Origin of the sequence: Streptomyces colonosanans (assembly GCF_001866645.1) — a bacterium.
Taxonomy (GTDB): Bacteria; Actinomycetota; Actinomycetes; order Streptomycetales; family Streptomycetaceae; genus Streptomyces; species Streptomyces colonosanans.
In genome coordinates this window covers 37,227-61,018 of the sequence record NZ_MLYP01000040.1, presented here as the reverse complement: position 1 = coordinate 61,018, position 23,792 = coordinate 37,227, and the positions used below count along the sequence as shown (strand labels likewise).

At 69.0% G+C, this 23,792-nt stretch carries 28 protein-coding genes; 16 read left to right on the top strand and 12 right to left on the bottom strand.

Annotated elements, in window-relative coordinates:
* Positions 1 to 434 precede the first annotated feature (434 nt).
* The 3 genes from BIV24_RS15615 to BIV24_RS15605 are packed head-to-tail and all read right to left on the bottom strand — an operon-like array spanning position 435 to position 2,736.
* Complete coding sequence (locus BIV24_RS15615; RefSeq protein ID WP_071366900.1) at positions 435 to 1,034, bottom strand: phosphatase PAP2 family protein; 600 nt, start codon at positions 1,032 to 1,034, stop codon at positions 435 to 437.
* Positions 1,031 to 2,212, bottom strand: coding sequence for an MAB_1171c family putative transporter (locus BIV24_RS15610; RefSeq protein ID WP_071366899.1), 1,182 nt, complete (start codon positions 2,210 to 2,212; stop codon positions 1,031 to 1,033). Before BIV24_RS15610 ends, BIV24_RS15615 begins: the two co-directional genes overlap by 4 nt.
* A complete protein-coding gene (locus BIV24_RS15605; protein WP_071366898.1) occupies positions 2,209 to 2,736 on the bottom strand; it encodes a hypothetical protein in 528 nt (175 codons plus the stop codon). The genes BIV24_RS15610 and BIV24_RS15605 overlap by 4 nt, the downstream gene beginning before the upstream one ends.
* A gap of 514 nt (positions 2,737 to 3,250) precedes the next feature.
* Here BIV24_RS15605 and BIV24_RS15600 point away from each other — a divergent pair.
* Complete coding sequence (locus tag BIV24_RS15600) at positions 3,251 to 4,135, top strand: MmyB family transcriptional regulator (RefSeq protein WP_071366897.1); 885 nt, start codon at positions 3,251 to 3,253, stop codon at positions 4,133 to 4,135.
* Between the two features lie 18 nt (positions 4,136 to 4,153).
* On the opposite strand, the gene BIV24_RS15595 is transcribed toward BIV24_RS15600, so the two are convergent.
* The gene (locus BIV24_RS15595) at positions 4,154 to 4,597 is read right to left on the bottom strand and encodes a helix-turn-helix domain-containing protein (RefSeq protein WP_071366896.1); all 444 of its coding nucleotides are present in this window, start codon (positions 4,595 to 4,597) and stop codon (positions 4,154 to 4,156) included.
* A gap of 631 nt (positions 4,598 to 5,228) precedes the next feature.
* Here BIV24_RS15595 and BIV24_RS15590 point away from each other — a divergent pair.
* The 6 genes from BIV24_RS15590 to BIV24_RS15560 all read left to right on the top strand — a co-directional run bounded on the left by BIV24_RS15590 (position 5,229) and on the right by BIV24_RS15560 (position 10,404).
* Entirely contained in the window at positions 5,229 to 6,122 is an 894-nt protein-coding gene (locus BIV24_RS15590; protein ID WP_071366895.1) for a helix-turn-helix domain-containing protein, read from the top strand.
* A 2-nt stretch (positions 6,123 to 6,124) separates the two neighbouring features.
* The gene (locus BIV24_RS15585) at positions 6,125 to 6,820 is read left to right on the top strand and encodes a zinc finger domain-containing protein (RefSeq protein WP_071366894.1); all 696 of its coding nucleotides are present in this window, start codon (positions 6,125 to 6,127) and stop codon (positions 6,818 to 6,820) included.
* Between the two features lie 159 nt (positions 6,821 to 6,979).
* The gene (locus BIV24_RS15580) at positions 6,980 to 7,627 is read left to right on the top strand and encodes a WhiB family transcriptional regulator (protein ID WP_071366893.1); all 648 of its coding nucleotides are present in this window, start codon (positions 6,980 to 6,982) and stop codon (positions 7,625 to 7,627) included.
* Positions 7,624 to 9,261: a hypothetical protein gene (locus BIV24_RS15575; RefSeq protein WP_071366892.1), complete on the top strand. Its 1,638-nt coding sequence runs from the start codon at positions 7,624 to 7,626 to the stop codon at positions 9,259 to 9,261. Before BIV24_RS15580 ends, BIV24_RS15575 begins: the two co-directional genes overlap by 4 nt.
* On the top strand, positions 9,258 to 9,449 hold the full coding sequence (locus BIV24_RS15570) for a hypothetical protein (RefSeq protein WP_071366891.1): 192 nt from the start codon (positions 9,258 to 9,260) through the stop codon (positions 9,447 to 9,449). The genes BIV24_RS15575 and BIV24_RS15570 overlap by 4 nt, the downstream gene beginning before the upstream one ends.
* A 322-nt stretch (positions 9,450 to 9,771) precedes the next feature.
* Positions 9,772 to 10,404, top strand: coding sequence for a plasmid mobilization protein (locus BIV24_RS15560; RefSeq protein ID WP_107459474.1), 633 nt, complete (start codon positions 9,772 to 9,774; stop codon positions 10,402 to 10,404).
* Positions 10,405 to 10,413: 9 nt separating this feature from the next.
* On the opposite strand, the gene BIV24_RS15555 is transcribed toward BIV24_RS15560, so the two are convergent.
* Entirely contained in the window at positions 10,414 to 10,899 is a 486-nt protein-coding gene (locus BIV24_RS15555; RefSeq protein ID WP_071366888.1) for a hypothetical protein, read from the bottom strand.
* A gap of 84 nt (positions 10,900 to 10,983) precedes the next feature.
* On the opposite strand from BIV24_RS15555, the gene BIV24_RS15550 reads away from it, so the two are divergent.
* The 3 genes from BIV24_RS15550 (at position 10,984) to BIV24_RS15540 (ending at position 14,369) form a co-directional block, all read left to right on the top strand.
* Positions 10,984 to 12,714: a relaxase/mobilization nuclease domain-containing protein gene (locus BIV24_RS15550; RefSeq protein WP_071366887.1), complete on the top strand. Its 1,731-nt coding sequence runs from the start codon at positions 10,984 to 10,986 to the stop codon at positions 12,712 to 12,714.
* A 436-nt stretch (positions 12,715 to 13,150) separates the two neighbouring features.
* On the top strand, positions 13,151 to 13,594 hold the full coding sequence (locus BIV24_RS15545; RefSeq protein WP_071366886.1) for a hypothetical protein: 444 nt from the start codon (positions 13,151 to 13,153) through the stop codon (positions 13,592 to 13,594).
* 79 nt (positions 13,595 to 13,673) lie between these two features.
* Positions 13,674 to 14,369, top strand: coding sequence for a hypothetical protein (locus tag BIV24_RS15540; protein WP_071366885.1), 696 nt, complete (start codon positions 13,674 to 13,676; stop codon positions 14,367 to 14,369).
* Positions 14,370 to 14,516: 147 nt separating this feature from the next.
* Here the strand turns inward: BIV24_RS15540 and BIV24_RS15535 are convergent, their stop codons facing one another.
* From BIV24_RS15535 to BIV24_RS15525, 3 genes are all read right to left on the bottom strand, one after another.
* Positions 14,517 to 15,338, bottom strand: a complete 822-nt coding sequence (locus BIV24_RS15535) for an SPDY domain-containing protein (RefSeq protein ID WP_071366884.1) — start codon at positions 15,336 to 15,338, stop codon at positions 14,517 to 14,519.
* 15 nt (positions 15,339 to 15,353) lie between these two features.
* Positions 15,354 to 15,644 (bottom strand): hypothetical protein, encoded by a 291-nt coding sequence (locus BIV24_RS15530; protein ID WP_071366883.1) that lies wholly within the window; start codon positions 15,642 to 15,644, stop codon positions 15,354 to 15,356.
* 105 nt (positions 15,645 to 15,749) lie between these two features.
* Positions 15,750 to 16,103, bottom strand: coding sequence for an SPDY domain-containing protein (locus BIV24_RS15525; protein WP_071366882.1), 354 nt, complete (start codon positions 16,101 to 16,103; stop codon positions 15,750 to 15,752).
* Positions 16,104 to 16,287: 184 nt separating this feature from the next.
* Here BIV24_RS15525 and BIV24_RS15520 point away from each other — a divergent pair, with 184 nt between their 5' ends.
* The 6 genes from BIV24_RS15520 to BIV24_RS15500 all read left to right on the top strand — a co-directional run bounded on the left by BIV24_RS15520 (position 16,288) and on the right by BIV24_RS15500 (position 20,727).
* A complete protein-coding gene (locus BIV24_RS15520) occupies positions 16,288 to 17,811 on the top strand; it encodes a gamma-glutamyltransferase (RefSeq protein WP_071366942.1) in 1,524 nt (507 codons plus the stop codon).
* A 375-nt stretch (positions 17,812 to 18,186) separates the two neighbouring features.
* Positions 18,187 to 18,558 (top strand): hypothetical protein, encoded by a 372-nt coding sequence (locus BIV24_RS15515; protein WP_245766823.1) that lies wholly within the window; start codon positions 18,187 to 18,189, stop codon positions 18,556 to 18,558.
* 86 nt (positions 18,559 to 18,644) lie between these two features.
* A complete protein-coding gene (locus BIV24_RS15510; RefSeq protein ID WP_245766822.1) occupies positions 18,645 to 18,920 on the top strand; it encodes a tail fiber domain-containing protein in 276 nt (91 codons plus the stop codon).
* A gap of 131 nt (positions 18,921 to 19,051) precedes the next feature.
* Complete coding sequence (locus BIV24_RS15505) at positions 19,052 to 19,738, top strand: 2OG-Fe(II) oxygenase (protein ID WP_245766821.1); 687 nt, start codon at positions 19,052 to 19,054, stop codon at positions 19,736 to 19,738.
* Between the two features lie 261 nt (positions 19,739 to 19,999).
* Entirely contained in the window at positions 20,000 to 20,227 is a 228-nt protein-coding gene (locus tag BIV24_RS33875) for a hypothetical protein (protein WP_079168277.1), read from the top strand.
* Complete coding sequence (locus BIV24_RS15500; RefSeq protein ID WP_079168276.1) at positions 20,224 to 20,727, top strand: DUF6233 domain-containing protein; 504 nt, start codon at positions 20,224 to 20,226, stop codon at positions 20,725 to 20,727. Before BIV24_RS33875 ends, BIV24_RS15500 begins: the two co-directional genes overlap by 4 nt.
* Positions 20,728 to 21,281: 554 nt before the next feature.
* On the opposite strand, the gene BIV24_RS15495 is transcribed toward BIV24_RS15500, so the two are convergent.
* From BIV24_RS15495 to BIV24_RS35395, 4 genes are all read right to left on the bottom strand, one after another.
* Entirely contained in the window at positions 21,282 to 21,596 is a 315-nt protein-coding gene (locus BIV24_RS15495; protein ID WP_143064612.1) for a hypothetical protein, read from the bottom strand.
* 327 nt (positions 21,597 to 21,923) lie between these two features.
* Positions 21,924 to 22,943, bottom strand: coding sequence for a SpaA isopeptide-forming pilin-related protein (locus BIV24_RS15490; protein WP_071366879.1), 1,020 nt, complete (start codon positions 22,941 to 22,943; stop codon positions 21,924 to 21,926).
* A 246-nt stretch (positions 22,944 to 23,189) separates the two neighbouring features.
* Entirely contained in the window at positions 23,190 to 23,483 is a 294-nt protein-coding gene (locus tag BIV24_RS35400) for a hypothetical protein (protein WP_245766830.1), read from the bottom strand.
* A 60-nt stretch (positions 23,484 to 23,543) separates the two neighbouring features.
* On the bottom strand, positions 23,544 to 23,771 hold the full coding sequence (locus BIV24_RS35395; protein WP_245766820.1) for a hypothetical protein: 228 nt from the start codon (positions 23,769 to 23,771) through the stop codon (positions 23,544 to 23,546).
* Positions 23,772 to 23,792 lie beyond the last annotated feature (21 nt).

Below are 23,792 nucleotides of genomic sequence, written 5' to 3'. Positions count from 1 at the left end.
GACGCCATCACCTAACCGCCGGACACCGGTCTCAACGCCGCGCATCCGGCGCTCTGGGTGCCCGCCCACGAACCTTGTGCTTCAACGTTCCGGTGAGGGGGCGCCGTTTGGGTTTCCCCACGGCCACGTGCGGCAGCTGCGCGTCCCTGGGGCACGATCTCGGATCCGCTCAACAGGCGCCAGTCGATAGGTGCCCCAGCGGCTTTCCGCTCCCGCCGGTACGTCAGGGCCCAATCCATGTCCAGCTCGGCCTTCCCATCCGGACCTACCCGGGTACGCCACCACAGCCAGCCGATCCAGGACTCGCGCTCTTTGGTTGAAGTCCGGTGTTCCACGTGATCCCCCGATGATCACGCGGTGGCCGTATACGTATTCCAGCCGGGCCCGCAGCAAGCCTGCGAGCTCAGGCTTGAGTGTTGGGTGTTGCCACCTCCTCACCGGAGTGCGGAGAAGGTGGCAGCCGCAACCGCGCTCCCGAGCAGAGTTCCGACGATCACTTGGGCGGGCGTGTGATCCCGTAGTTCGACACGTGACCAGCCGACGACTGCGACCAGGATGTAGCCCAGTAGTGCCCAGGGTCCGTAGCTCTGGGCGAGCATGATGACGGCGCCTGCTGAGACGGCCTGGTGAACTGAGATCTTCCAGGCCAACGTGACGAGGGCCAGCGAGGCGAGTGTGACCAGCATGCTGGCGACGAGAGCGCTGAGGACGCGCGGAGCGTCGAGCGTGGTCATGAGGGCGAAGCACGTCAGGACGGACAGGAGGATGACGGCCATGACGAGCAGTCGCGCCTTCCGGGCACCCACGTTGCGGTCGCCCCACCTTCCCTGCTTGATGCCGTGGTCGATGAAGAGGATCGGTATGACGGCGGCGAAGAGAACTCCGACGAGGCTCCACACCACGCCCCGCAGGTGATCTGCGTGCCAGCCGATCATGAGGCATACGGCGACGATCCAGGTCTTGGGGTGGAGCTTGTCGCTGATCAGGCGGGCGGCGCGCTGGCTGCTGGGGTTCGCGATCGCGGTATAAGTCATGCGGGCTGTTTCCGGTTCTGTTCTCGAATCTCTGCTGCTTCGGCCGTTGCGAAGGCGGCCACAGCGGGGCAACGGTCGTAGGCGGCGCTGACCTGGCGGACCCAGCGGAGTTCCTCCGCCGGGCACAGTCCGTCACCGCCCGGCTCCGGGTGATCCCCTTCGAATGGACCGTGGTCGACGGCGAGGACGGCGGTCTTCAGCCAGGCGGCTTCTGCGACTGCCGGGCTGGCGTCGGGCGAGTACCCGGCTCGTCGCGCCATCTCTTGTGCCCGCTGCTGGACGTCGGCGGGTACGTAATTGCGTAGTACCAGGGTGGCATCGCTGATCTCGACAAGTCGGCGGTGCAGCCGCAGTCGGGTACGGCGCCGGGGAATGTCGATGGCGAGCCGGACCGAAGGCGCCGCCTGGGTGAGCCCGAGCCACAGCGGTTCCAGGTGCCGCAGTGCTCGATGCTCTCGCCAGGCAGCTGCCGCAACCGAGACGGGAGACAACGAGCTTCCGAGGATGATGGCAAGAATGGCCGCGACCTTGAGGTCGGTTGAGATGACGGCCGCGCGCTGAACATCCGCCGCCGTGACGGAACCTAGAGCGATGTGCGCGAGATGGGACACTCGCTGGAGGGCGTAGAGAACGCCGATCGCTCCGCCCAGGCTCAGCAGCGAGTGGCCTGCTCGCACCCATGGGTTCTTGGAGTGTCGGGCCGCCGTCGCGAAGAGGACGGCCGTGAAGAGCATCGCAATGCCGATGTACGCGGTGAAGAGGCCGACATGCGCAAGCGCCCAGACCGACGACTGGTGCCTGGTGAGGATGTCGTCGGGTTCGCGTCCATGGTCGGGCGCCAGAGCGAAGGCGATGCACATCAGCGCCAAGCACATGGCCGCGATGACGCGTCGAGGCCGCTGGTACCAGCCTCCGGGCCTCACCACAGCGATGATGAAGTCGAGGAGGGCGGCTGCCGAGACAACGCCGAAGATGTGTTTCGCAAGGTAGCCGATGCTGACGACACCGGTGAGAGCGTCGGCTTTCGAAGACACGGCGGGTATCTCAAAGGTCATGGCCACAGCAAGGCTGAGGAAGGACGTCTCCAAGGATCGCTGCTTTTGCGAATGCCGCAGTGCAGGTGCTCTCCACAGGGCTACTGCCCAGAGCAGGGCCGCGACGAGTATCTGGTAGCTCATCCCCGGTGCCTCCGCGGGTGGGCCATCGCCTCGTCCACTCTGGTGAACAGGCAGTCTCGCGAGGTAGAGCGTGCCGTGGGCAGACCGTCGATGATCTCGTCGAGGATGGAGCCTGCCAGTTCGGCATCGTGTTCCTGCTCGGCGGAGTAGTCCGTGCGGCCGAGCAGTCTCCGTATCCGCGCGGGCGCGATTTCGGGCGGGAGCACAGCCAGCAGGCTGGAGCTGCCGGCGTCGCTCTGGTGGTCCAGGAGCATGTGGGCGATCTCGTGCAGGATGACCTGGTTGCGGTGCCGCTGGCTTGTGGCCTTCACATGCCAGATGTGATCTTCGTTCTGGAAGGCGACCCATAGGCCGCACGGTGCGGCCAGGCCACCGATGTCCGGCATCTCGCGCAGCACGATGCGACGGCCGCGCTGGGTGGAGAGGGCATCGCAGAACGACTCGATGGTGAAGGGGCGCTGAAGGCGGACGCCGTCCAGCGCCTCCTTGCACGTCCGCTTGAGACGCACTTCACGCTCGTTCATCTCCTTCAGGGGCGCACAGGTCTCGCGCCTCCGCCGATCAAACATGGAGGTCCTTAATGCGCGGGGGTCTTACAGTCGCCCACGGGGCGGCGCATCAGTCCGGCACTTCGCTCCGCCCGCGCACCGGTGGGCACACGAAACCGCACGAAGCCGACACGGAAAGGCTCGGCCGCCGATGCAGGGCGTGGCCTTTCGAGTGCGGTATAGACGCCAATTCGGCGCAGCGCAACGGGTGTTGAAAGGGAGAGTCACGCCTGCACCCTCACCTTCTCGACCGACCGGACCTTGATCCAACTACCAGCGAGTATGGATCTTAGGCGCAGGCCATGGTGGCGGTCACTGGCGTAATTCGGGGAGGGGAAGTATCACTTCCCCTCTCACGCTCCCCCGCAGCACACAGGGGGGACTAATCGCCTCAATGGCCGTAAGCGACACCCTGGTAACCTTCGCAAGTCGGGCAGCCTGCCGGACCCGTAAATGCCAGTTGTGACCGAAACCACAAGTCTAATTGATCATGTTCGAGGACTCAGCCAGCCGGTGTTCCGCGCAGCAGACCATTACGCGCGTTCTGCGCCAGGCTCGGCAGCGCATCGACCCTCGCGATATCCCTGGCTTTTCCGCAACCTTCGGCCCCAAGCAGGGCCGAGGGTTGACACAGAAGGAAGTCGCCTGCCTGCTGGGCGTCTCGCCCAAGTGGTACCGGAACCTTGAGCTGGGCAAGCCACTGACCTACTCGAAAGGCTTCCTGGAATCGGTCCGGCGCCTCTTGAAACTCGACAAGGACGAGTGGGAGGCCGTTTGGCGGCTGACCCAGGAGCGCCCCGGATACGGCCCGGCCCCCGAGCCGCCCGCTCCCGGCGCAAGACCGGTTCCGCCGGCCGTTCGCCAGTTCATCGACGCACAGAGCTGGTCAGCCTATGCATTCGACCACCGGTGGGATCTGCTGCACTGCAACGCAGCAGCTCTGCATGACTACCCCTGGATGCTGTACGGCACCAACGTGATGAGCTGGGTGCTGACGTATCCCGAAGCCCGCACTCAGCTGGTCAATTGGGAAAGTGACTGGGCGCTCCCGATGATCGCGCAGCTTCGCTATCGCGTCGAGCTTTGGAAGGACGACCTCGGACTGCAGAAGCTGGTTCAGACCGTCATCTCGGATCCTGTTGCGCGCCCTCTATGGGATTCCCCAAACCTGCCGGTTCTGCCGCACCCGAGCGCCACCACCACGAGAAGGCTCTATCTGCCCCGCCAGGGAGTGACTGAGTTTGAAGTGACCCTACTGACATTGAAAATCGACGACATGGCCTTCAGTCGCTTGATGGTCATCGTACCCGCCGACCGCGGGCATCATCCCGGTGAGCCAGCAATGACTTCGTCAACCGCAGCCCGCCGGCACTGACTTCCTCTCACTCTTTGCCTAGCGCTTGCGGGGGTCGTCGAGGCCGTCGGCTTTGCGTGCGGTGTCAATGACCGCCTTGACCATCTCCAGGCTCTGCTCCGACAGACCGCTCGCCCGGGCGAACAGCGCCTGCACTCCGGCGTTTTCGGCCATGTCGAGCAGCTCCAGAGCGGCGACCACTCTCTGGACCCGATCTTCGTCCATCCGCTTGCTGAAGTAGTCGGTTTGCACGCCGAAGTAGTCCGCCAGGGCCTCGACCGTGCTCAGCGTGGGGTTGGGTTTCGTCCCTGCCTTGAGCTGGGCAATAGCGCTGGCCGAAATCCCCGTAGCCCGAGCCACGTCAGCAGCGGTGTACGGCTTCCCCGTCCTGGGGTTCCTCATGGCCATCAGCGCGCTGAGCCTGGCAGCCACCACCGCTTTGTCCGCAGGAGGCGTACCTGCGCCGCCATCGCTTCTCGACATAGCGGTTCCACCTCCCTCCCTAGGGCACACACAACATACTTCAGTGTCCAAGATACCCACACACCGCCCCTCTGTGGGAACCAAAGTGTTGACAGCCACTGAACACCATGACATAGCTTGGTGGCGTCACCCGACACTGAAGTGTCGAACCGCAGGTCAGAGTCGCCGGGGAGAAGGTCATGCACGACCGTCAACGACTTCTACAGAGTTTAAGAACCAACTCTGGATCTTGACGCGGGGTCGTGCGTATGTTCGTCGTCCTGCCGGGCAGCCCGCCCAGCGGGACGACGAGCACGAGGAGCAGCAGTATGCGCGCGCTCCGGGCCTTGTAGGCCCGTATACGGCGACGGCGCCCGGGAGGGCCAACTCCTGGACGCCGAACGCTCAATCGGCCATACCGCCCCTGCAAGGGCGGAGATCGCCACCATCACCACGCTGATCCCTTCCAGGGGGCGTCTCAGCGCGGCAACACAAAAGGGGATTCTTGCATGCGCTCTGCCCTGCGCAAAAGGCCCGTCGGCCTCGTCTGCGCGCCAGTCACCCTCGTGCCCTCGCCCAACCACACCGGGGGGCGGCGCCGTTCGGGCGACGCGCCGGCGCCTGCCCCCCGGGGGATCGTCGGGAGCGGCCGATGAGCCGTGATACCCGCGAGTGGGTGTGGGAGCACAGCTCCAGCAGGGGAACCGCGCGTCTGGTCCTGCTGTCGATCGCCGACCGAGTACCCGACGAGCAATGCACCGCCTGGGCATCCCTGTCCAGCCTGATCGAGCGTACCAACGCGTCCCGGACAGCAGTACGCGACGCCCTTGACAAACTCGTCCTGAGCGGCGAGTTGGAACAGCGCGACGACCTGCAGGGTCCGCAGCGCGCCACGGTCTACCGCCTGCCCGTCGCCGCCGCGTTCATGGTCAAGGTCAAGGCCGCGCAGGAGAGCTCGGAGGCGGAGACCGGTCCGGTAACGGAGTCGGATCCGGTGCCGGATCTGAGGGTCGAGGAGCTTCGGCAGTACGGGATCTGGCCCAAGAACGGGTCGGATTCCGGCCCCTCGCGCCGGAATCCGGCAGGGTCGGAATCCAACCCCTCGCGTCGGAATCCGACCCCTCGACGGTACGGATTCCGGCCCTCGGGGGGATCGGAAACCGACCCCCAGAACAGTAGTGAACCGAAGGTGAACCGGAATGGCAGCAGTAGTGGTGCTGCCGTCACCTCGGCTGACCGGTGGCGTATCGACCCAGCCACCGAAGCCTGGGCCCGCCAGCAAGGCCACCTCGCCCGCCTCGGCGTCGAAGGCCTGCAAGCTGCCGACGCGAAGTGGCGGGCCCACCGCTCCGGTTGGAAGCCTCAGCCGGCACGAGCCTGGGCTGCCGACTGGCGCTCCTGGATCGCCCGGGAGCACAACCCCGGCCGCCCGAACCTCTACGCCCTGCCGGGCAGCGGCCCTGCCACCGCCGGGGGCATGACCCGCGCCGAGGCCCACACCGCCGCCCTCCTTGCTGCCCTAGGCGAGCCGACCGGAACGGAGTAGCCATGGACCGCCGCGAAATCGCCGCCCTGCTGGCCTACATCGGCCGACTCGACCCCCGCACTATCCGCACCGACCAGGGCGAGGCCCGCGACCAGCTCGCCCAGTGGCACGAGCTGCTCGGTGACGTGCCCTTGGCCACGCCGCACGGCTGGGATGCCCGCGTCGCCGCCCGCCAGCACATCCGCGTCTCGCCGTACCAGATCCTGCCCGCGGACATCGCCCGCCCGTGGGAGAGCTACAAGCGCGACCGCCTCCGGCGGCACACCGACCCCACCCCGTCCGCCGACCCCGACGACCAGGCAGCCTGGACCGCCGAGTTGGTCGGCGCCCGCCGCGCCGTCGCCAGCGGCACCGCCCAGCCCGTGCAGTACCGGCAGCTCGCCGGACGCGGCCGGATCGACCCGAGGCTGGAAGCACGGCTGAGGGAAGTCGGCTCCTGTATCCCGCCGGAGGCCCGAGCCGCCCTCTCACCCTTCCGGCCGGCCCGCGCGGCACGCGAGGCGGCTATCGCGCAAGGACAGCCGGACACGCTCTCGGTCCGCTGCGAATGGTGCCAGGCCCCCGTGGGCGAGCCCTGCCGACGCCGACGCGTCGACCCCGACGGCTTCGCGCGCGGCAACACCCCGCGGGCCACCCCGCACCACTGCCGCCAGGACCTCGCCGCCGCCCAGCAGGCCCGGCAGTCGGCGACGGCCTGACCCGTCCGCCCAGCGGTGCACCCCATCCGATGCACCCGCACAACACAACCGACCCGCCCCTGCTGCGGCCCCCGTCCCGCGCCGCAGCAGGCACCCGACGCCGCGTCCGCCCACCACCAGCCCCCATCCGATCGACGCGGCAGCACATCGGAGCCCCCCTTGCGCCACATCACCACCCACACCTCACCCGCCACCGGTCTGCGAGGGATCGGTGACACCAGCTGGCAGCCCCGCGGCGTGTGCCACGGCATGGACCCCGAGGACGCCGATGCCACCTTCTTCCCGCTGCCCCGGGACCACGAGGCCATCGCCGACGCCAAGGAACTGTGCGCCCTGTGCCCGGTCCGCCGCGACTGCTTCACCTACGCCCTGGACAACGACCTCAAGGAAGGCATCTGGGGCGGACTGACCGCCGCAGAACGCCGCCCCTGGCACGACGGCCTGCCCCAGCGCCTCGACTACAGCCGCGTGGTCGCCTTCTTCAACGGCCGCGACGTCCACCTGACCGAGGCCGAGCGGAAGGTCATCGTCGACCACGCCTACGTCCGTGGATGGCGCCCGGACCGGCTGGCCGCTGCCCTGCAGATCAGCTACAAGCACGCCCGAGACCTGCTGCGGCAGGCTGCCAACAAGGTCTTCGACCGCGACCGGACCCTCGGCGTGCCAAGGCGCAAGAACACGAAGAAGCAGGGCACACCGGCCAAGACGAACAGCCAGCCTCCGACCGCCCGACCCGCCGCACAGCAGCCTGTCTCCCGCCCAGTGACGTCAGCCTCGGCGCACGCCCCTCTCGGAAAGGCCGCATGACCCACCCTGCCCTGTCCCTCGGTGCCGGCCACGATCCCTCCCTCCTCCTCATCCTCGGCGTCCCCGGCGCAGCCATGGTTCTGGCCCTGACCGGCTGGGCGTTCCGGCGCCGGGCGACACGTACGCAGAAACGTCTCAGCAGTGGGGCGGTCGCTGCCGCCGCCCTGGCCGCGCTCGGCTGCACCGCCTACAGCGCGCACACGAGCTGGCGCTTCGCAGCCGACTACCTCGACATCGCCGGCACCGCCGAACGCGCCAGCATGTTCGCCGCCGCCGAACTGGGCCTGTTCGCCACCGCGCTGATGGCCCGCCAGAACCTCACCACCCAAGGGGCCCCCGGGCTGCCGGGCACCCTCGTATGGGTCATCACCGGAGTGCAGGTGATCCCCGCCTACGCCGAGAGCGGCTTCGTCGGCGGCACCGTCCGCGCCTTCGTCGGCCCGGTCATGGCGGCCATGCTCTGGCACCTCGCCATGGGCCTCGAACTGCGCCAGCGCACCCCCGGCGCCGCCTCCCACGGCCTGATCGCCACCCTCGGGCGCGAGGCACGCGAACGGCTGCTGTCCCGACTCGGCATCGCCGCGCGGGACCGCGACGCCGCGCAGATCACCCGCGACCGCGCCACAGCCCGCGCCGTCACCCTCGCCGCCCGGCTCGCCGAGCAGACACCGCAGCAGCGGCTGAGTCGACGCGGACGGCACCTGACGCAGCAACTGTCGAAAGCGATCGGCCGGGCCTCGGTGGGCACGGACCCGGCCCAGCGCGCGGAACTACTCGCCCAGCTCGCAGCCCGACGTCACGCACTCGCGCTCGCCACGGTCCCACTGGCCTCTCCATGGTCCCCACACCACACCAGTGAAACGACCATCGCGGTCCCCACCTCGCACGCCGAGAGCAGCACGCTCTCCATCGCCGGTCCCCACGCCGGCATCGGATCGACGCGCGGTCAGGGACCGGGGACCGAGAGGAAACCGGGGACCGTGAATGCCGAGCACACGTCGGGGACCGGGGACCACAGGGCGGATACCGAGGAGGGAAACGTGGCCGGGGACCGTAACTCGAGTCTCGGGACCCATGATTCCGGGGCCGAGGCCGTGAAGCCGGGATCCAGTGAGGTGCAGGAAGTCTGCGCGGGGACCGACCTCCCTGTGGCTGAAGTGGCTGCCCAGGGCCCTGGATCGCACCGGGGGCCGGGAGCCGCCGAGTCGGGGACCGACACCACCGGGGACCGGGGACCGACCCACACGGGGACCGACACCACCGGGGACCGGGGACCGACCCACACGGGGACCGACACCACCGGGGACCGGGGACACAAGGTCCCCGTCCGGCGGAAGCCGACCACGAAGGCCAAGTCCAAGGGCAAGGAGGAGCGAAGCAGCCGGTCCCGCAGCCCGCAGACGCAGCATCCGCCCCGGGAGCCTGAGCAGTCCATGGACCAGCTCGTCCAGCAGGTGCGCCCCCACGTCCGCGCCCTGCTCGAACGGGACGGCAACGAGTCGATCACCCGAGTCCAGCTGCGGGAGATCCTCCGCCGGGAGGGCCTCCCAGGCGGCCGAAACGACCGGCTGAGCCTCGTCCTCCAAAGACTGCGGAGCGACGACACCACGAAGACTAGGAGCACCGCCCGATGAAGACCTGCCACCAGTTCAACACCATCCGTGCGGAGTATGAGCGGGAGATCGGCTTCATGGTCGCCCACTCCAATCGGCACGACGGCAGTCCCGCAGCTAAGTCCAGCGCGAAGCAGGCCGCATCGACGAAGCAGCGGATGGCCCGGGCGCTCAACAGCCACGTCGGGCACTGCACCGAATGCGGCTGAACCAGCAAAGCCCCAGCCCAGCGCTCCTATCCGTATCGGGTGGTGCGGCTGCACGCCGGGCCACCGTCCCGGTTTAAGGAGGCATGCCGTGATTCCGCGTCCCCTTCGCTCAGTCTAGCCCCACGACCGCCGAGGCCAGCGCCTGGGCGAACGTTCTGGTCAGCCACCGGCTCCTGCACGCCGCAGTCCTCGCGCCGACCGGCCAGTGGCTCGTCCAGCACCAGCCCGACGGGCCCATCCAGGTCCTCATGGGACCGGGCGACGTCGTCGAACTGGCCGCCACCATCCAGTACCACATCCGCTCCACGAGGCCCGAATCCCGATGACGAACCCACCCCAGAACGGCAACACCCCGGAACCTGCTCGCGACTCCAACTCGGTCTCGGGGCGAGCAAGTTATCGGCCAAGCTACTCTTCCCCGTCGGGGAAGGCAGCTTGGCCATCTCCGGCCCCAGGGGTGGCAGGAGCGGTCCAGCACCGGGGGGCGCTGGACCATCAGGCGGCGACCGAGGGCGGATCGCAGCCAGGGGCGGAGGAGCAGCGACGAAGCCGCGTGGACACCGCTCCAACATCCACCGCGCGTAAGCGCTCCCCCCAGAAGAACAAGCGCGCACGCATCTGCAACATCCGTCTCAGCGACGACGAGTGGAATCGGCTGACCACCGCAGCCCGTACGTCACGCAAGAGCCTGCCCGCTTACCTCGTGCGCGCCGGTCTCGCTGCCGCCGACGACGCCGAGAACACCGCTGCGGCCATCGCAGGCCACCGAGACCTGATAGCTGAACTCTTCGCCGCGCGCCGTCATCTCGGGCAGGTCGGCAACAACTTGAATCAGGTCGCCCGTGCCGTCAACAGCGGTGGACAACCCGCGGAACTCGACGCTGTCGTTTCGGCGGTTCAGCGAGCGGTCGCTCGCGTGCAGGCGGTCACGGACCGGCTGCTGGAACAGCATTGACCGAGCGGCTCAGGCAGACCACGAGGCTCTGCCGGCCAGCAGGCTTCGGATGTCGCGCCGGACAGCTTCCTGGAACCGGTCCCGCAGCGTGCCGACCTCGTCCTTCAGTGCAAGGAGCGCCAGGGTGTCCTGTGCGTCCGCAGTAATCACGTAGTCGCTCGCGCGTCGCAGACCTCGAAAGATCTCGTCTGCTGCCCGAACGACGTCGAGCGGAGCCAGGACATGGATCCGCTGCCGCGTGCCACCGAGATTGAAGCCGGCGAACGCAGATGCAGCCGCCGTCTCACGTTCCTCGACTGCCGTGGTCCGCAGCACGCGCAGCAGGTCCCTGCCCGTGTCCTCCATCGCGAGAAGGTACTCGGCGTACACCTCTGTACGCAGCTCCAGCAGGCGCGTGACCGCCTCCCGACGCCAACGCCGCCGGTCCGCCAGCGCCGTCGCGCCGGCCCCCAGCAGAACTCCCAGCAGCGCGGAAAGCGGCGATATCCAGCTCATCCGTGAGCACTTCCCGCACCGCGCGCGTGGAACGCCCTCTTCCCACTGCCCATTCCCGTTGATCAACCCGTCGAGGACAGCAGCGTGATTCCCCGGATCCAAAAGCGCGGCCAGCGCACCATCGGCCTCCTGTATTACCTGTACGGGCCGGGCAAGTTCGAGGAGCACACCGACCCGCACCTCGTCGCCTCCTGGGATCACAACGCTCCGGATCCCGGACGGGACCCCGCCGCGACTCTCAAGCAGCTCCAGCAGCTCCTGGACCAGCCAGTCGAGAACGTCGACGAGGCCCAGCGGCCGAAGAAGCACGTGTGGCATCTGTCGGTACGTAACGGCGGCGAGGACCGGATCCTGACGGACGAGGAATGGGGCGACGTGGCCCGCCGCATGGTTGCCGCTGCCGGGATCGACGACCCCGAGGCGGGAGCGGGTTGCCGGTGGGCGGCCGTGCGGCACGCCGGCGACCACATCCACATCGTCGCCACCCTCGTCCGCGAGGACGGGTATAAACCCGACCTCGACAACGACGCCGCCCGCGTCCAGGCCGAGGCCCGTGCCCTCGAAGCAGAGCTGGGCCTGCGCCGCCTCAACAAGGGTGACGGCACCGCCGCGAAGCGCCCCACCAGCGCCGAGCGCCACAAGGCTCAGCGCCAGGGCCGCGAGCGCACTGCGCGGGAGGAACTGCGCGAGACCGTACGCCGAGCGGTGACCGGCGCCCGAAGTGAGGCGGAGTTCTTCGACCGCCTCGCCGCCGCCGGCCTCCTGATCCGCACGCGTGAGGCTCCCTCCGGTGACCTGCTCGGTTACAAGGTGGCTCTGCCGGACGACCGCAACAAGGACGGCGAGCCCGTGTTCTACCCTGGGGTCCGCCTTGCCCCGGACCTGTCCTTGCCACGGATCCGTGAGCGCTGGTCCGCCGACCCGACGTCATCGACAGATACTCCCGGCCGTGCCACTGCGGCCAGCCCGTCTGCCGTCCGTCGGCGGACAGCGTCGGCCGCCTGGACCGCCATCACGGTCGTCGAGCATGGTGACGACGCGGTCGCCGCCGCCCACATCGCTGCGGCCGGCGAGGTCCTGGACGCACTCGCGAAGACGTCCGCCGCGCACACCCGCCGCGAACTGCGGGACGCCGCCTTCGCGTTCGAGCGGGCCTCCCGCTCTCACATACGTGCCGAGCGCGGGCACGACCGCGCCCTGCGGCAGGCCGCCCGCGACCTCGTCCACGGCGGTCCCGCGCTGGGCCGGGGCGAAGACGGCGCGAGCACCGCGATGGCGATCGACATGCTGTTCTTCCTCATCACCGCGACCATGCACTGGCACGCGAAGAAGGGACACGCTCAGCAGGCCGCCGCCGCCCGTCAGGCCGCCGAGCATCTGCGCGCCGCCTATGAAGAGGCCGCCGCCCAGCCCCTCGGCGTGCTCTACCAGCGTGGCCGTCGCCTGAACCGGCCGATGCTTCAACGGCAGACGGTGACGCTGCGCAAGGCATTGCCGGAGTTGGCCGAGCAGATCCTCGCCGAGCCCGGCTGGTACGCCCTGGCCGAAACCATCGCAGAGGCCGAAGCCGCCGGCCACGACCCGGCCGCCCTCCTGTCCAACGCCGCAGAAGGCCGCGAACTCGATACCGCGGACTCAGTCAGCGACGTACTCGTGTGGCGGATGCGGCGAACGGCCGACCTGCCCGCCGACGCCTCCAGCCTTCTTGAGACCAGCACCGCAGGGGGCCGGTTGACAATGCGCAGGACCGCGCCCAGACCCTCCGCGCCCGGCAAGCGGCGCAGCGGGGAGGAGACATCGCGTAAGACCCGATGAGCCTGCCGGGTGCCGACAGGCGGTCTCAGCGCATCGCCGAGAGAAGGGACAGTGCCACCGCTGTGCTCGCAACCCACAGCATGGTCGTTCGCCACACCGGCCCTTGGCGGCGCACAGGTCCGCGTTGCAGCTCGCCGGCATCAGTACACACGCAAGACGGAAGGCCACGGCGTAGATGCGGCGAGTCGAGCCAGTAGGCGTCGCAAAGTTACGTGCTCGCAGCAGGTGGCATGTGTTCGGGCACACCATGGCGACGTCACCTGTCTCGCGGAGAGACGCTCCGTGGCCAACTCTTCATCTCCGCAACCGAGAAGGAGGAATACCCCTGATGACCAGGCCGAAGTAGACTGTGGACTTTGTGAATTGAAGCCCAGGGGCGTAGGGCACGATCATGAAGCGAGCAGGACGAGGTGCCGAGGTAAAGGAGGACGCCAGGGTGTTTCACCGGATACGCCGCCGGGCCAAGGGGCCGAGCGAAGCTCAGCGCCAGTTCGCCGAGCTGGCAGCGCGGCTGCAGAACCAGGTCCCGCCGGGCTTCGCAGCGCCCGCGGTTGAGCCGGAGCCCGCCGAGCCGGCCGCCGCAGTGGACGACTTCCTTCCACCGGAGCTGCGCGTGCCGAGCCACGACCAGGTCGACGGCAAGATGATGCCGTGGAAGCAGCCACTTGTCCTTGACGGCGAGATAGGCACCTGCGCCGAGTGCGGCGCGTACCGGGACTGGCTGATCCTTTCCACCCACGATCAGATCTGGCTGCGGTGCCGGGCTGGCCACCAGCAGCAGGAGACCCGCCTCGACACCGCCTGGTACAACCGGAACAGCGGGCCGGCGGACGCGACGCACGCCACCTTCGAGGACTGCCTGCGCCACCTCGGACACTGACCCACTACCCCTACGACCCCACGGGCCCGCGGGCCCGCACTGACCACCCGTCGCCGAGCACCAAGGGGTCAGTTCCGTCATGCGCGTTCGCGTCGCCACCACCACCCTCGGCATCACCGCCGCCCTCCTCGCCCTGCCCGCCTGCTCCACCGACACCACCGGGGCCAAGCACCAGAGCACCTCCTCCGCCCGGACCGAGAAGCCTGCCGACGCGGTCCAGAAGCCCGCCACGCTCTCCTCGGCTGCACTGGAGGCCCGCCTGCTCGACGAGCACGACCTCGGCAGCGGCTACCTGCGCAAGCCAAAGCGCCCCGCCCAGCACGATGACGTCACCGTCATCGGCTGCCCTGCCCTGAGCGAGCTGGGCGGGGACGCGGCCACCGGTGGCACGCTCACCTTCCCCCGTAAGGCGAAGGCCACCTTCACCTACGGCGGCAGCTCCTCGGAGGTCTCCGAGGAGCTGTACAGCGACAGCGCGAAGAAGCTCTCTGGCGGCATCGACCGCGTCTTCGACGCCATGACCGGCTGCCCGACCTATCAGGTCGTCACGGGCGGCACCCCGATCGACATGGCCTCGCACAAGCTGCCCGCACCGCACGACCTCGGTGATGAGCAGTGGAGCCAGCTCCTGACGTTCTCCGCCGGAGAACGGAGCACCGTGGTCAAGCAGACCGCGATCCGCGACGGCAGTCTGCTGCTGATCGTCTCCGGCTCCCCGGCCCTCGTCGACCGCCACCTCGACAAGGCCCTCGCCAAGGCGACCGCAGCCAACTGACGACCCGGATGCACTGCTGCCCCTGACCATCTCGGTCGGGGGCAGCAGTGCATCCGGCGCACGTACGGTCCAGACCCAAGAAGCAGAAAGCCCGGCCCTCCATGAAGGAGGAGCCGGGCTGAGCGGGTCGGGTGGCGGAACGAGGTGCTACATGGCCGGCGCACGCAGGAGCCGCTCCTGGGTGGCCTCGGGCAGCACCCGGCGCAGGACCGGTGCGGTCGAGCTGAGGGAGGCGGCGAAGGTAGCAACGAGGTCGTGCGGGGCACTGGCGGAGAAGGAGGCCGCCCACAGGCACGGTGCGCCGAGCGCGGGCTCGGCCCATGCCTGCCATCCGACCGGTCCCGCCTCGTCGGCCTCGGTGGTCAGGGCGCGCGGGTCGGCGTCCTGGATGAGGGGCGGCACTTCACCGAGGCTGAGGTGCGAGGTGAACGTCGGGTCCGTCGCTGCCGCCTGGGGCTGGTCGATGTCGCGGAACCATCCATGGGCGACGACAGCGTCGAGGACCAGCTCGGGTCCGGCGAGCGGCACGGCAGGCTGGTCGCGGGCGTCGAGCGCGACGAGGAATTCGGACACGGCCTCGCCGGGGACATCGAGGGTGAAGTAGGCCGACCATTGAGCGAGCGGGCTGCTCGTCTCGGCGCGGGCGGAGATCTGCCAGGCGATCGGTAGCTCTCCCAGGTGGAACGGCTCGTCCGCCAGGCTCCATTGGGCCCAGCGCAGGGCGTCGGGACTGATGTGCAGGACGGTGCTGCGCAGGACCTGGCGGTCCTCGGGCGTCTCGTCCGGCTCGTGCCGTCCGCGGACGATCGTCAGGCAGGTCCAGCCCAGACCGGCGAGCGTGTCGGCGATGGCGTCGTAGAGGCGCCCATCATCACCGGCCAGATGCCGGGGACCGACCCAGAACGCGGGCTGGCCGCCGCGCGGAGTGGACGGGTCGAGCGGGATGTCGGGGTACAGGGGCGCCTCCAAGGGCTCGGTGCGGGTCTAGTTGCCGCCGGCGCGGCGGCGGGGGCGGCGCGGGGGTGCCTGGACGGGGCCCTGCCACGTCAGGGCGACGGCGACCTCGGGCGGCAGGTGGCCGAGCTGTGCGTCCTCGTCGCGCCCTTCAGCGAGGTAGACGATGGTTTGGCCGGTCTCGTCCACCGACTGCACGACCTGCGCCAAGCGGTGGGCCATCGGGAAGAACGGGTTCATGGCCTGGCGGACCGGAGCACTCCGGTCGCAGCCGGACAGCAGGTCGATGAGATCGCCGACGGTCATCTCCGGGGACGTCACGAACAGTCTCCTGGGGTGTGGGGAAACGGGTGGCGGTGGAACGAGCCGACCTTCGGTACGGCCAGCCGCTCACAGGGCGGGCATTACCTGTCGGTGTCCGCGCTGTCAGAGGCGGCGTGAGGTCTCCAGCACGCGCGCTACGGCGGCGGCGACGATGTCGGCCGGCGTCTCGGTGTCCAACGACAGGTGGTAGCCACGGACCTTGGCAGTGCCGGTGACGGCGATCTTCCATCCCTCGCCGTCCGTGCCGGGGCGGCCGAGCGGGAACCAGCCGAGGTAGAACCGGCCGTCCTTTGAGCTGACGTGCACGTCCGCGCGATCATCGACGATCAGGTGGAAGTCCTCGGCGGAGAACTGGTCCATGACCAGGGTCGGCTGACCGGGGCCGAGCTGCCACTCCCGCAGTCGCAGGGCTTCGATGGTGGTGGAGAAACCGGGACCCGCAGGGGCTACGGTCACGGGCAATCACCTCTCTGACCTGGGGTTTCTTGCAAGGTCGTCTACGTTGACATGCCCTCGCACTCGTTGGCCAGTCTTTCCGCGATCTTTCCTGTCTGCCCCCGGCGAACTGCCCGTCGCGGCTCCACAGATAGCTCGATACCCGGCGCCGGGAGCGGCCTGGGCCCGTGCCAGAGTGATCCGCATGATCCCCGCACACGTCCCCGACGAGCCGCCGCTGACCTACGCCGACAGCTTCGACATACCGGTCCTGTTCCGTAACGGGCCCGCGAAGAAGCCCCGGCGTCAGTGGCGGACGGCCAAGCACAAGGCGTGGACCGGATCGGACGGATTCCCAGCCGCCGACGGCTGGTACGCGCCGACCACCACGTGGCGGGAGATCATCAAGGCCGCCACCGAAGTCGGCCGTGACGTCACCCCGCACCTGCAGAATCAGCCGCGCTACGCACACGGGGAACTCGTCGCCCGGGTCTCCCCGCTGTACGCCTACCTCGGCGCGCACTCTGTGACACCCCGGCATCCCCTACCGGGCGCCAAGGGCCGGCGCCTGACCTGGAACCCGGTCTACGCGCACGGCACCGAGCGCAGCGCGAAGAATGCCGCCGGCTACCGGCTGGGCATGACCATGACCGAGTGGGCCTGCCGCTCGCTGCTGGGCCTCGGCCAGACCGAGCACCTCGAACTGGGCGGCCCCGTCCCTGCTCTGTACGACACGTTCAAGGATCCGAAGAAGAAGCTGCCCGACCTGTGGGGGCGCCACGAGACAGAGGAGCTGTACTGGCTGATCGAGGCCAAGGGCGGCGACGTGGGACTCGGCACGCTGCGCAAGGGGTGGGCACAGCTGACGGCCGGCAGCAAGGTCCTCGGCGCGTACGGGCACCGCACCGTCCTGGTCGGGGCGTCAGTGCGGCCCGGCGATGACCTCTTCCTCACGATCGATCACGACCTGCACCCCGGCCAGCCGCCGCTCGCCCCCGCCGGATCCGATGCCGCCGACGAGGCGGCGGGTCCGGGCAACCTGGAAGACCACCTCGGCGACAGCGACGATGCGCTCATCGGCGCCGCCCGCGCCCAGATGCTCGCCTACCTGGCACTGCGCTCGGCTCCCGCCTCGCAGCTGCGCACCGTGCCCGTTCCCGCCGACCGCGCTTCCCGTCACCGGCGCTCCGGGTTGACCACGCCCCTGGAAGACGACAGCCTCACTCTCGCCATGCGGGCCGACGCCCGGGGAGCAGCTACCGGCACGGAACAGCACACTCTGCGCGCCGGAATCCGTTCCATGGGCCTCGACGATTTCCTGAGCTGCCGTATCCCCGGCACGGAGGTCCGCCTCGGCATGTCCCGGAAGCTGTTCGCCGCCTGCGAGCGCCTCCACGAGGAGGACCTCGCCATCGCCCGGCGCACCCCAGGACTGCGCGCCGAGGACCAGCCGCCCGCCGACCTGGAACTCAGCGACGAAGCCCAGGAAGAACAGCGACTCACCCAGCGGCGTATCTTCCGCGAACAGCAAGAGGAAGCCCGCCCACGGCTGCGTCCCTTGCTCCGCGACGCCTACGAGCGAGGTGCAGCGAGCGACTGGAGCGACCTTCTCCGCCGTCCCCAGGAGCCGGAACTCGACCTGGAGGGCGACGAGGGTCTCCTCGAAGCGGCGACGCCGGAAACCTACGTGGCCGTCAGCCGCTACGACCTGCCCCCCGCACTCGCCTAGCTTTCCTCACGCGACGACCGTGGCGAGGAACGAGCCGAGGGGCTACTGTCCCGTGCCACTGAACCTTGACCGTTGCCCACCCCTTCAGCGCAGTTCACCCGATAGGAGGCATCTCCGATTTTCACGCCGCCCGCCAGCCGGCGGTACCTAGAGTCTGCCGTGCCGTCCGGATGGGACGGCATCCGGCGCTGGTGATCAGGAGTACACATGAGGTCTTCGGGGCGTATGGCCGTCTCGGCAATGGCTGCGGCTATGGCGGCGCTGGGTGTGGGAGGCGGGGCCCCCGCATCCGCCGCCTCCACGGCGGCGCCGTCGTGCAGCGGGTCGGAATGTCCCAGCCTGAAGCCGACCAGGCTCACGGCCAGTCAGGCCAGCTTGAACGTCACGCAGATGCAACTGGAGAACATCAACGCGATGGCATCCGACGCGGTGACCGGGGAGCCTATTCGCGGTGCGAAGATCGTGTTCGCCACCATGGGCGGCAGGACGCTGGGGACGGCCTACACGGACTACGACGGCATCGCCGCAATCGCCGCTCCGGAGAACCTGGGCCCCGGAACCCTCCAGGAGCTGCTGGGCGGCTATGAAGCCGCGATGGTCGGCGACGGCATTCACGCCCCGGCCGGGGCCCACGGAGCGATCACGATCGGCACGGACCAGGGCCCCGGTCTCCCGGGTAACCCCTGCTCCGTCTGCAGCGACCGTGCGCTCAAGCAAGACGTGGTCCCGGTCGACTGGAGCCGGTAGTGGTGAGGATCTTCCGTCGGCGGTCCCGGGCGGCTGACAGCGGTGCCCCGGCAGGGCTTCGAGTTGGGGTCCGGGAGCCCAGCGGTGTGATACCGGTCAGCCCGGTCAACGGCTACGCGGTTCTGGAAACGGTGGCCGCGCTGCCCATCAGTACCTGGCGCTACCTCTGGGAGCCCGAAGACGTGCGTCACCTCGGACCGATGGCCCAGGACTGGCACGCCGCCTTCGGCTTCAACCAGGACGACACCACCATCCCCGTAGTCGACGGCCTCGGTGTCGCCCTGGTATGCGTCCAGGCGCTGCACCGCCGCGTGGAAGAGCTCACGGCCGAAGTGGATCGTCTGCGAGAAGCCGCGAGCTGAACAGGGTCAGGGAAGCGTCCCCGGCCGCGCGCGACCCACCGCCCACTCCCTGAGCCGAGGGGGCTTGAGAAGGCCCCGGGCACCACTCATCGCAATCCAGAAGGCAGGACACCTTGGCTCGACACGACACCATGACGGGAACACCCGAGACGATGGAGCAGTGGTCGACGGACGCGGTCTGGCGGCTTCCGGTGACGGTCTGCCGCATCACCCAGTTCCTGGGCGAGCAGAAGGCCGACGCCTTGCTGGAGCGCGCCATCGCCTCCATCGGCAACACGTTGAAGCCCTCCACGATTCGCGACCGGGAGGTGGTCCCCGACTATCGCCGGTCCCGGTCACGAGGAGACTTCGCCGCGCCTGAGCTGATGGCAGCCATCGACCAGGTACTGGAGGCGGTCGAGCACACTCTTGGAGTCTCCTGCCAGCACACGGAACCCGAATACAGCCTCAACGTGCACAACGACGGCGACTTCTATCGGCCGCATCAGGACACCGATGTGAGGCTTGCCCCCCGGCGTCTGCTCACGTTCGTGTATTACCTGCATCGCACACCTCGGCCATTCGGCGGCGGCGAGCTGCGCATGTTCGACGCCGCCCTGCCGTTGCACACCGGGACAGCCGGAAAGTGGCAGGAGCGCACCTGGCGGGACTGGGAGCCCGAGCACGACAGCATCGTGTTCTTCCTGCCCACCGCCTGGCACGAGGTACGGCCGGTCAGTTGCCCGAGCAAGCAGCACGCAGACAGCCGCTTCGCCATCAACGGCTGGCTGTGCAGCCCTGACCCCGCGAACCGTGGGAATGATGACGCAACCCCATGAGACACATCGTCCTTGACTCCGACTGACGGGGTGCATCCCGTCCATCGAACTTGGTCGAGGCGGAGTCACGTGGACCCCAGGGACTGCGCGAGCGTCCGGCCCGTTCATCCAGGTTGGTCAACATTCCGTGACAGAGACGCCCGCTGGTCAAGGTTCGGCGTCAATTGGTCAAGGTTCAGTGGCACGGGACAGCTACCTCCATCGGCTCACCTGCATAGACGCACCAAAAATCGAACGCATGATGCAATAGCTGTAGCTGGTATGCGTTGTTCTGCTATCCCCGAGGACCTGGTCGCCGCGCAGTGTGCCTGGGAACGGACCTATCGGAGCCTTGCCGATCCGGCCAACCGGCAGCGGACGACAGCCCTCCGCCGCCGCCTGCTGGAGCTGTCGGTCCAGGTGTGGTGGCATCCCTACTGGCAGCAGGCCGGCAGCGGGCAGCGCTGCGTTCCTCGGCGCGGGAGCTGGAACCCGGGGCCCGGTAGGTGACCAGCCCGTGCGGTGACCGGCGAGCGGCCGGCTCCCCTCCGGCCGCCATCGCGCTGACGCTGCCGGGCGGACAGACCGTGCGGGTCCGGCTCCACGCACGTCAGGAGGTCACCGGCCCCCATCCGTGGCGTTACCTCGTGGGCGTCCCCTCCTGGGTCGCGCGTCCGGAGGGGGTTGAGGCGGCCGAGTACACCGTCTGGGTGACCGATCGGCAGCTGACGCCCGTCGAAGGAGTGGATCTTTCCGGCGTACCGACCCGGCGTCTGCCCGGCCCCCCGCCACAGCCGGCCCCCGGCTGGGTGGTCCGCCCCGTGCCCGGGCACCGGGGACGGACTGTCGTGCACGATGCCGCCTGCCGCCACGCAGCGGGCGGCGGAACGGAGCTGGGCACGCAGGAAGCCGTGGACGCCCTGATGCGGGACGGCGCTCGTGCCTGCACCGACTGTGACGCGGCGGCGGTGCTAGTCCCGGCACTCGAACTCGGCCAAGGACACGGATAGCAGAGCGACTGCCGCTACCCTATGCCTGCTATGGAGATCCCGGAACCCACCGGCCCGCCATACCTCGACCCCGACCGAGGGGACCCAGAGCGGCCGGTCTGCGGAATCTGCCCCGCCACGCAATACCCACGAGAGCAGTTCGTCGTCTACAGCAGGCCCTCCTGGGAGTGCCCCTTCAACCCGGTGAACGGGCACCGCTACACCCTCGACGAGGGAGTTCCGGCCTGCGTGCACCCGGACAAGATCAACCTGGAGCCCGACAGGATCGCCCCGCCTCCGAAACAGCCGGAACGAGAGGGGCCACCGGCCCGCCCCCGGGGTTCGCAGGCTTTCTGGAGTGCTCGCCTCACGCGCTGGCGAGGCCGATCATGAAGCGCCGCTCCGCCAGGACGCACCGAGTTCGGCAAGATGCCGGCGAAGTGCGCCGCGCTGCTCCTCAAGGTCCTGCGAGGCGGGAGACAGGAGATAGACGTTGTCTCGGTAGGGACGAAAGCCCAGACTCTCCCACCCTCTGGCGATCCTGGAGTTCACGCGGTCCCATTCAGACCTGTCCGTCAGCCGTCGGCTGCTGAGGTCGGTGATGCCGGGCGAACAGGTGATGGCCCGGCAGCCGGCCATGAGCCGGTGATCGCCTCACAAGCGAGTACGGCCGCCAGGCCGTGCCCGCGCCATGGGGGATCCAGCGTCACTCGATCCATGACGAGCAGCGCTGAGCCGACGTATTCCAGTCGTTCGCTGACTTCGTCGGTGAAGAAGCCCGTTTCGGGATCGAGGAGTACCTGGGCGGTCTCGTACAGCTCCTCCGATTCCTCCTCCATGGCCCAGAACGCGTTGCGGCCTCGGTCGAGGTGCACCCGGTAGAACGTCATGGACCCGACGGCAACGTCCTCGACCGTGCACGAGGGGCCGTCGGGGGCCACGCAACCGCTGGGTCTGACCGGCTCGTGCCCTGCGCCGGGGGTGCGTCGGCGGTGCAGGATGGCCGCGTTCCAGCGCTCCAGCGTGTCAGCCTGCGGGAGAGTTCGTCGTCGCAGGAGATGCGCAGGCGCAGCTCTGAGGGATCGCCGGGCAGCGGGAAGGGCTCGATCACTGCGGCAGGGTAATGAGCCATCCGCGCGTTCGTAGACGACAGAGCCCCCGGATTCCAGCCTGTGGAATTCGGGGGCTCTGTGTCGTGAAGAGGGGTGGAGTGCGGGTCAGCTCTCGGTGGAGTCGTCGGTGGGGCTGTCCGTGCGGCTGCGGCGTGCCAGGGCAAGGGCGCCTCCGCCTGCTGCGATCAGCGCTGCCGCGCCCCCGATCAGCCACGGTGTGGCGTCAGCTCCGGTGTGGGCGAGGGAGCCCGTCGGCGCCTTCGGTGTGGAGTCGCCGACCGAGGTCGCGGCCAGGGTGGAGGAGTCGGGATCCGGTGTGTCGCTGCCCGACGGGGACGGCGTGGCCCCGCCGGTACCGCTGCTCGGCTTGCCCGGGGTGGACGGGGTGGGGGTGGGCTTGTGCGTCGGCTTGTCCGAGGGGTCGGGCTTCGGGTCGGTCGCGGTCTTGGCGTTGGTGACGGTCACGGTCACCGGGGCGCCGGGGCCCGCGGTGAACGTCTTGGTCGGCTTGTAGAGGTCGTAGCCGGCGGGGGCCTTGATCTCCTTGACCCAGAACTGCGCCTTCCGGCTCGACACCGGCAGCTCTCCGGAGGCTGTGCCCTCGGAGCCGGTGGTGAGAGTGAGCAGCGACTTGTCGCCGGAACCGATGTTCACGGTCGCGCCGGGCAGGAGCTTGCCGGTCTTGTCGTCCTTGGCCTGTAGAAGGACCTTGGCGGCCTTGAACGGGTCGGTGATGGTCAGCCGTGTGGTCGCGCCCGGGGTGACGATGACGTCCTGGTCGGTGACGACCTCGTGGAGCGGGCTGCCGGAAGCCGTCTCCTTGAGCCGGTAGACCCCGGGGGTGAGGTTGGGGAAGGTCAGCTTCCCCTGTGCGTCGGTCTTCCCGCGTCCGGCTTCCTGGCCGGTGGAGTTGAGCAGCAGGAACGCGGCGTCGGGGAGGACATCCCCGGCCGCGTCCTTTGCGGTGATCTCGACGCTGCCCGCGTCCGGGGCCGGCGTTTCGGCGGTGGCGGCAGAGGCCGAGGGGGTCGGTTCGGAGGGCTGGGCGCTCGCGGCCGGTGCCCAGGTGAGGGTGCCGGCCGCCGCGACGGCTACGGCGGCGGATCGGACGAGACGTGCGTGCACGAGGAAGAGGGCTCCTTGATCAGTTGGGGGAAGGTCAGCGAGTGCGGCCGGCGGCGTGCGTCGCGGGTGGCAGAGCGGGCGTCGGATAACTGGGGGCTGCTTGGCCGCAGTTGGTGCGACGTAGAGGTGACGGCGGGTGAAGAAGGGGATGTCCTTGACGGCTCGGTGCAGTGGCTCGCTTGAGACCAGCGAGGCGGTGAAGGCTGCGGCGAGTGTGGTGGGCGCGCCGAGGGAGAAGCGGACCTGTCAGAGCGGCTCGCGCGAGTATCCGGCCCGGGCCCGCCAGCCGTCCGAACCGGTGGTGGCGTACCGGTGTCGCACGGCGCCCTCGCCCTCCGGTGCGTGGAAGGTCTGCGTGCCGTCCGTTTTGATGCTGTGGCTCCAGCCGCGGGCGAGGAGCGGCGTGTACACCTCGTGCGGGGCCGTCGCGTCCTCGAACAGGCGGTCCTGGTCGCTGTGGCGGTCTTCGAGGTAGAGGTCGAGCAGCTCGGCGTGGACGTCGTGCAGGAGTTCGGCGGGGGTGGTGGCGTCCAAGGTGATGCGCCAGGCCGTCTCGCCGAATGGGGCGCGGTTCGCACCGATGGTCCATGTGCCCTTCCCTCACGTGTCGGGTTCGGGGAGGAGGCGGATCCACAGCCGAAGGCACGGGCTGGTGGCGTAGGCCGCTCCTTCGTCGGGCTGGTGCAGCGTCCAGTCCTGGTCGAACGGGAAGGGCCAGATCGTCTGAAGGTCCATGGGGCCGGGACCGGCGAGGTGGCGTGGGAGAACCCTCACGGTCTGGGCAGGGTCGAGGTCCTTGAAGGGGTCGGGGAGCGGGTCGGGCAACACAGGGAGAGGCTCCTGCCGGGA

Excerpts from the sequence above, each read along its gene's own strand:
- BIV24_RS15495 (WP_143064612.1), bottom strand. The coding sequence starts at position 21,596 with ATGACGTTCTACCGGGTGCACCTCGACCGAGGCCGCAACGCGTTCTGG.
- BIV24_RS15520 (WP_071366942.1), top strand. The coding sequence starts at position 16,288 with ATGATCCCCGCACACGTCCCCGACGAGCCGCCGCTGACCTACGCCGAC.
- BIV24_RS15560 (WP_107459474.1), top strand. The coding sequence starts at position 9,772 with ATGACGAACCCACCCCAGAACGGCAACACCCCGGAACCTGCTCGCGAC.
- BIV24_RS15575 (WP_071366892.1), top strand. The coding sequence starts at position 7,624 with ATGACCCACCCTGCCCTGTCCCTCGGTGCCGGCCACGATCCCTCCCTC.
- BIV24_RS15615 (WP_071366900.1), bottom strand. The coding sequence starts at position 1,034 with ATGACTTATACCGCGATCGCGAACCCCAGCAGCCAGCGCGCCGCCCGC.
- BIV24_RS15605 (WP_071366898.1), bottom strand. The coding sequence starts at position 2,736 with ATGAACGAGCGTGAAGTGCGTCTCAAGCGGACGTGCAAGGAGGCGCTG.
- BIV24_RS15610 (WP_071366899.1), bottom strand. The coding sequence starts at position 2,212 with ATGAGCTACCAGATACTCGTCGCGGCCCTGCTCTGGGCAGTAGCCCTG.
- BIV24_RS15590 (WP_071366895.1), top strand. The coding sequence starts at position 5,229 with ATGAGCCGTGATACCCGCGAGTGGGTGTGGGAGCACAGCTCCAGCAGG.
- BIV24_RS15555 (WP_071366888.1), bottom strand. The coding sequence starts at position 10,899 with ATGAGCTGGATATCGCCGCTTTCCGCGCTGCTGGGAGTTCTGCTGGGG.
- BIV24_RS15540 (WP_071366885.1), top strand. The coding sequence starts at position 13,674 with ATGCGCGTTCGCGTCGCCACCACCACCCTCGGCATCACCGCCGCCCTC.
- BIV24_RS15570 (WP_071366891.1), top strand. The coding sequence starts at position 9,258 with ATGAAGACCTGCCACCAGTTCAACACCATCCGTGCGGAGTATGAGCGG.
- BIV24_RS15505 (WP_245766821.1), top strand. The coding sequence starts at position 19,052 with ATGACGGGAACACCCGAGACGATGGAGCAGTGGTCGACGGACGCGGTC.
- BIV24_RS15585 (WP_071366894.1), top strand. The coding sequence starts at position 6,125 with ATGGACCGCCGCGAAATCGCCGCCCTGCTGGCCTACATCGGCCGACTC.
- BIV24_RS15595 (WP_071366896.1), bottom strand. The coding sequence starts at position 4,597 with ATGTCGAGAAGCGATGGCGGCGCAGGTACGCCTCCTGCGGACAAAGCG.
- BIV24_RS15600 (WP_071366897.1), top strand. The coding sequence starts at position 3,251 with ATGTTCGAGGACTCAGCCAGCCGGTGTTCCGCGCAGCAGACCATTACG.
- BIV24_RS33875 (WP_079168277.1), top strand. The coding sequence starts at position 20,000 with ATGCGTTGTTCTGCTATCCCCGAGGACCTGGTCGCCGCGCAGTGTGCC.